Source organism: Kocuria tytonis, assembly GCF_003226895.2.
GTDB lineage: Bacteria > Actinomycetota > Actinomycetes > Actinomycetales > Micrococcaceae > Kocuria > Kocuria tytonis.
This window is the reverse complement of sequence record NZ_PNJG02000007.1, coordinates 1-5,984: the sequence shown is the minus strand read 5'-3', so window position 1 is coordinate 5,984 and position 5,984 is coordinate 1. Positions and strand designations below refer to the sequence as shown.

General features: G+C 65.6%; 7 protein-coding genes. All 7 read right to left on the bottom strand.

From position 1 onward, the window contains the following. Nucleotides 1–346 precede the first annotated feature (346 nt). Nucleotides 347–1,054 carry a hypothetical protein gene (locus C1C97_RS12230; RefSeq protein WP_147406085.1) on the bottom strand — a complete coding sequence of 236 codons (708 nt, stop codon included), beginning with the start codon at nucleotides 1,052–1,054 and terminating at the stop codon, nucleotides 347–349. Nucleotides 1,055–1,406: 352 nt separating this feature from the next. Continuing rightward, nucleotides 1,407–2,126, bottom strand: coding sequence for a helix-turn-helix domain-containing protein (locus tag C1C97_RS12110; protein ID WP_058954277.1), 720 nt, complete (start codon nucleotides 2,124–2,126; stop codon nucleotides 1,407–1,409). Further along, complete coding sequence (locus tag C1C97_RS12105) at nucleotides 2,119–3,753, bottom strand: hypothetical protein (protein WP_121032102.1); 1,635 nt, start codon at nucleotides 3,751–3,753, stop codon at nucleotides 2,119–2,121. Before C1C97_RS12105 ends, C1C97_RS12110 begins: the two co-directional genes overlap by 8 nt. Nucleotides 3,754–3,782: 29 nt before the next feature. Then, entirely contained in the window at nucleotides 3,783–3,974 is a 192-nt protein-coding gene (locus tag C1C97_RS12100; RefSeq protein ID WP_058954275.1) for a helix-turn-helix transcriptional regulator, read from the bottom strand. 14 nt (nucleotides 3,975–3,988) lie between these two features. Next, a complete protein-coding gene (locus C1C97_RS12095; protein WP_121032100.1) occupies nucleotides 3,989–4,294 on the bottom strand; it encodes a hypothetical protein in 306 nt (101 codons plus the stop codon). 616 nt (nucleotides 4,295–4,910) lie between these two features. Then, complete coding sequence (locus tag C1C97_RS12090) at nucleotides 4,911–5,189, bottom strand: helix-turn-helix domain-containing protein (RefSeq protein ID WP_121032098.1); 279 nt, start codon at nucleotides 5,187–5,189, stop codon at nucleotides 4,911–4,913. A gap of 50 nt (nucleotides 5,190–5,239) precedes the next feature. Next, nucleotides 5,240–5,746, bottom strand: a complete 507-nt coding sequence (locus tag C1C97_RS12085) for a helix-turn-helix domain-containing protein (RefSeq protein ID WP_121032096.1) — start codon at nucleotides 5,744–5,746, stop codon at nucleotides 5,240–5,242. Nucleotides 5,747–5,984: the final 238 nt, after the last annotated feature.

Genomic DNA, 5,984 nt, shown 5'->3' with positions numbered 1-5,984 from the left:
GGGTTGCCAGCCGTATCCTTGCTCGGCCCCGGCCCAGTCGATCCAGCGAGTTGCCTACGGACGGATGTGGGAACACCTATGGGGGCGTCTTTTGCAAAGGACGCCCCCATAAATGTGAAATGATATTAGGTTTTCGGGCAATGTTACCGAAATAGGCGTTTATCGCTGCCCTGGTTATCCGTTTCCATTTCTAATTGCTTATTTTTGTTGCCGGAATACTTATTTTTTACCGCCTTAGCGCAGTAAATTACAATCAGCAAAAATATTACAATCATGAGTACGGTAGGTCCGAACGAAAGTACGGCCTCCGATATTGTTGGTTTGAGCGGATCTTCCGCCGCTAGAATCATACCCATTTGCAAGACACAACACCCGGCCCGTTGGTGACAAGTTGTTGGTTGGCGCTCCGGGTGGAGTGATTCAACCCGAAGATATTTCGGGTCACCGTCACGGTGGACTGGAAATAACCCTTGCCCCCGGCGACCCTGTGAGAGTTGTTGCTGAAGGAGATGCTGGCACCCGGCTCGTAGTTGTGGATCACGGCAGGGGCAACGCCCGTCGTACGCAGCACCCGTCCCTGACCCGTCACATACGTTCCCGTGAGACGCACTTTGGTAATGCTGATCCCCGCGAACTTGAATTCCTTGTCGCATCGAGAAGTGACATTGTATGTGGCTGACTTCGCGGCAGCCATGGGCTGCTGGCAGTCCTTAATCTCACTCATGACAACCCCGCTTCCCTCTCGTTGGGCAGCTGCAACAACCCCATCATTGACCATGATATCGCTCAGCTCGTTCTTTTGTGCTTGAGTCATTTTGCTGAACGCGGCCAGAGATTCTTTTGCAGTGCTGTCGCCTCCCCGGGCAGCTTGCTTTAGGTTGCTCTCAAATTGAGCAAGAGTCTTATTCTTTACCGTGGCGGGAGCAGCTGCTTCTGATGTCATGGTGGGGACCGTGTCTACCGAGGATGCGGCCAAAGCAGGAGCACCGATCCCCGTCAGAAGAATCGCTGTTGCCCCCGCGGCCGCCGCAGACCTCTTGAAAAGCTTTTTCATGGTTTCCTCCACCGTTCCAGGGCCCGTCAGGTAATCCTCACAGGTGCCCCGACTGTAGGTGGTTCCGGTCACTTTTTCTATAGCCAAGCGACCAGACTTCACCCCCGTGATGGCTCGAACCGGCGATGCGCGATCATGCGATCCCACAACATCGCCCACAACCGTTCTTGTGTAGCGGTAGTGCGGCATTGTCGAAGCGGCGTTTTGCACGCCCAGCGGGCCCGGGGGGCGTGTGGACCACCCCCACATTTATATGCATTCTCATGATTTTTGCGATCCTGTGAACTAGCGAGGACGGGCCCGAACCAAAACTTTGGACTGAAGTTTTGGTTCGGGGCTGTTCGTTGGGGGTTCAGCGGCCCTGCTCGGCCCGCTTCTGCCAGGGCATCACGACCATCTGCACGCCAGTGACGGCGTTCTCGGAGGTGTCCAGGGTGGCGTAGCGCTGGCCCGCCTGGGACTTCACCCACGTCTCGAAGTCCCCACCATGCTCGGACACCGCCCGGGTGACGGCCTGGACGTCGTAACCTCCGCGCTCGCCCACGCGCATCTGTCTCCCGTTGGCGTAGGTGATGTCGAACGTCACGCGCATGGGCGGGCGCGTCTTGGCCCCGTAGGTGCGCCGCGCGGCGGATTTCAGCTGCCGGTGCACCCGCTTCCACCCCTGGGTGCGGCCCTTGGCGCGCTCTGACTTGGGGAAATGCGTCTCGTACACCCGCCCCCCGTTGCGCAGGTAGTGGGTCTGTTCCGGCTTAAACGTGCCCCGCTTGGGCATGTCCCGGTACCGAGCGTCGGTCTCGGACGGGGCGTGTCCCGGCTGGCCCTTGGCCCCGCGCACCATCGCCGGGGCACCGGACTTGGTGCGACGACGCGGCGGGGTGTGGGTCACCGTGCCCGTGCGGTACAGCTCCGCCAGCGGGCCCGCCAGATTGGTGCCCGGTTTCTTGCCCCGGGCCACCTGGGACACCAGGGACGGGTCACGGCCCAGCGCGGCCCCGATCTCGCGATTGCTCATACCCGCTTCGGACTTCAGCGCGGCGATCAGCTCCGCCGCCGACTGCTGGTCACTCATGCCCGCTCCCTGTCTCACCGTGGAAGCCCACGGCCTCCGCCCGGTGCATCAGCACGTCACGGGCCGCGCGCGTGGTCGGCACGGGCAGGGGCCCGGGCAGGTAGCCCTGCACCCTCAGCCGCCCGGCCTTGCCGTTGTCGAACCCGCCCTGCTCGGTGGGTAGCGCCCACCGGGGAACCGTCGTCGTGTAGATCGCATCCCCGTTGATCCCCAGCAGGTGGGCCGGGTCAACGTGCAGGGCCCCTGCGGGCTCGCGCTTGGTGCCGTCCAGCACCCGCGCACGGGCCCGGCCCCACACCTGCGCCGCGAGCTCCGGGTGGTAGAACGCCCGCTGACGTTCGGTCATCCTCGGCGGGGCCACGTAGGTGAACCGGCCCCCAGCGGCCTTACGCACACTGCCCATGCACTCGGCGGGCACGTCGTTCATCGTCGCCACCGTCACCGTCGAACTGCGCCCGCGTGAGGCGAACGTGCCGATGGTCTGGAGCAGGATCGCGCGCAAGGCCGCGCGGGCGGCGTCCCGGATCACCGGGGCCACCTGGGCGGACTCCACCGCCTCACGGGCCCCGGTCAGCCGCTCCGCGAACGTGTCCAGGGGCCGGGCGGCCACCGCGCGTTTCTCCCCGCGCACCGCCGGTTTCGTGGCCGTGAACTCCACGGCCTCCACGAACCGGAACCGCCACCCGTGGGCCGCGCCCACACGCAGCTCGGCGGCGTCCACCCACGTCTCAGCGGTGGCCCCGGGCCGGTTCGGGTAGTACCAGGACCGCCCGTCCTCAGCCTGCACACCCCAGATACCCAGAGAGGTCCAGCCCTCCGGCACCTGGAAGCGCACCCGGTAGCGGGCCGGGGCATAGGGAGACTGGTCGAACATTCCCGCGGCCTGTTCCCCGGTCAGTCGCCGGGCCGGTCCTACCGCCAGCTCATTGCATAGCCCGGCGTACATGAACCGCCCGTCCACGTAAGCAAAGCCCGGAATATCAGGGCCCGTCACCGCCGGGTCGATCAGCGGCACACAGTCCGGGTGCTCGTAGAACCCGGGTCCGGCCACCAGCTGCTCGATGTGGTGCTGACCGCTGGTCGCGTGAATCTCGGCGGCTATGTCGTCGTCCACCGGCACAGGGTCCAGCCCCTCCGGCATAGACAGTGCCCACAGGTTTTGGCCGGTAGCCGCCGGGGACTTCATCAACGCCGTCAGCTTCGGCTCCACGCGCTGTAGCGCCGCCGTCACCAGACGCCACGCCTCAGCGGCCTGGTGGATCCCCAACCGGGCGTTGCCGAACCACGCCGCGGCGGTGGCGACCTCCACCGGGCGGGCCTTGGGGTCACCCGGGGCCGTGGTGGCCTCGTGGTAGTAGCGGCCCGTGGGCGGGCTATCCAACCAGTGCGCCCCGTGCCTCCACCCCGGAGTCTCCGCCGCCAGCCAGTGCGGACGCCCCGGCTCCACCTCCGGGAGCTTGCCCGTGAGCATCACCCGGGTAGCCCCCGCCGCCTGGGCCGTGTCCAGCCAGTCCACCAACGCCGGATGCTTGCGCCGCCCCCGGATCACCGGGGCGATCCGGCGCCCGTCCCACGTCACCCCGTACCCCGTCGTTGCGTCCAGCCAGATGATGCTCTGTTCGGCCACTCGGTAGGGCTGGGGCCGGTGTGGGCTCCTCACCGTGACCCCTGGTGCTCGCGCAGATACGCCTCCACCTCCGCGCGCCGGTAGCGCAGAGCGCGCGGGCCCACCTCCACCGGCACCGGGCCCACCCCGGCGCGCCGCCACCGCCACAACGTCGTGCGATCCACCCTCAGCAGTTCGCACACCTCGTGAGTTGTCATCATGTCCTTGCCGGTCGTCTCCACGGCCTCTCCTCGTCTCAGTCATCCAGGGCCTCCAGCGCCGTAGCCAGCTCCTCCGGGCACGCCGCGCACGCGGCCACCACAGCCGGTTCCGTGGCCCGCTCGGCCACGATCTCGTCCAGGGCGCTGAGGGTGAGATCAGCCCACCCGCACACCTGCTCCCGGGGCACCCCCCGGCGCAGCGCCACCACCATCAACCGTTCGTAGCGCCTCACGAGCCGCGCTTCGAGCTCCAGGGGCGGGCACGGCATCGCCGCCCACCGCTCGAATCCGGCCTCGGTCTGATTCAGCCGCTCCAGCACCAGCTGGATACCGTTGTCCATGACTACCTCCGATGTAGTCGCCGCCGGGTCAGGGGCTCCACCCCCTGGCCCGGCACTTTTTGTACCCCCCTCACGCTACCCACCCGCGCAACGTTGTGCAACGTTATGCAACGTTATTGCGTAGACCCCCCCATATACATGCGCTGTGCGCCGTTCTCAGCGGTTGGAGGGGCCCGGCAGACTGATTGTCTAGACCCCGTACACACGAGCGCTCAAGGGGCCACCACGGGCGCATTTGGGGTATCTCAGCGGGGGAGGTCAGCCGTCTACGCGCGGCGGGGCGTCATGTGGGCCCCCGTCATCATTTCCGCGAGCCCCCCATACACATTTGGGCCCCGCACCCATACACATCTCGGGCTCCACCCATATATATTTAGGGTTTTTGGAGGGGGTCGCTCGCGTCCCCATGCGCTCCTCGCTTCGCGAGTTCTCGGTGTCGCGAGCGTACCATACCGAAAAAAATCCGGCCCCCGCCCCGCGTCATCCCGGGCCCCGCGAGCACTCCACCCGGTGACCCATCGACACCGGCGGGGCGGTTCGGTACCGAAATGTCCCACGCAGGGAAAAGGCCGGCGACCCCCAGCCGCCGGCCCCAGACACCCTCACGGGCGACCCGTCACCGCATGGCCGCCACGGTCTCCGGATCGACGTACTCGGCAATCTCCGGGTTCATCCAGTAGCGCCCCGATGCTCCCGTGGAGGACTCCCCGCAACGGATCACGCCCGCTTCCCTGAGCCGTTTCAGGGAGCGGCTCAGACCAGAACGCGAGCACTGCATTCCCTCGGCCAGTGCCGTCACAGTGAACGGCTCGATCCGGTTGTGGCTACAGAGTCGCCCCAGCATCACCAGGAACACCGTGGTGTCGAAGTCAGTGAGGTTGGCGTTGTCCGCCACCGCGGCGAAGGCTTCGGAGTAGTACCAGAAGCCCGCGCCCTCTGGCGCGCTCAGGACCGCTCCCCGTTCGTCTCACCCTCGGGTGCTTCCGCGGACTGCGAGCCGCCCTCGTGCACAGCCCAGCCGCGCCGGTCCAGCTCATTCTGGAGCGCGCTACGCCCCTTGTGACTGCCTTTCCACCCCACCTCTGGGGAGAGGCGGTAGGTCACCAAGCGACCGTCCTGAGGGCCACGAACCAGCAACCCGGCTTCGGTGAGACGCCGAATCGAGTTCGAGACGGTGGGCCTGGACTTCTTGAGCTCCTTGGCCAGCGCGGACACGTTGAGAACGAGGTAGTTCTCCCAGTCGAGGCGGCCAATCAGACTCCACAGGACGCGGAAGTCAACATCCTTGAGCTCGTCGGCAGGGCTGATCTCAGCTGCGGCGTACTGCATCACCATGATCCAAGGGCCTCCGTTGTACTTGGCGCGGCGGGGTACAGCCACCAGGTCGAACACTTCGCCGGTGTCAGGATCCGCGAGGGTACGCGGCGCCGGTTGCAGGCTGTTGTCGCTCATTGTCGTGCGTCCTCTCGGGGGGCAGCCCTGGTGTGTAAAACCAGTTTGCCACTATATAAAACCAGCTTTACACTTCCGGAGCAAAAATCCGCGAGATTCCGGGGCAAAATCGGGGTGCTCTTAATATGAAGAAGGTGCCCGTCGTCGCTTGGGTGCCCACAAGCCTCACGGACGGCCTCCTGAACGAGCCCTATCAGGATCACCCGAGGGCGCACCTCTCGCTTCCGTGAGGGGCCCT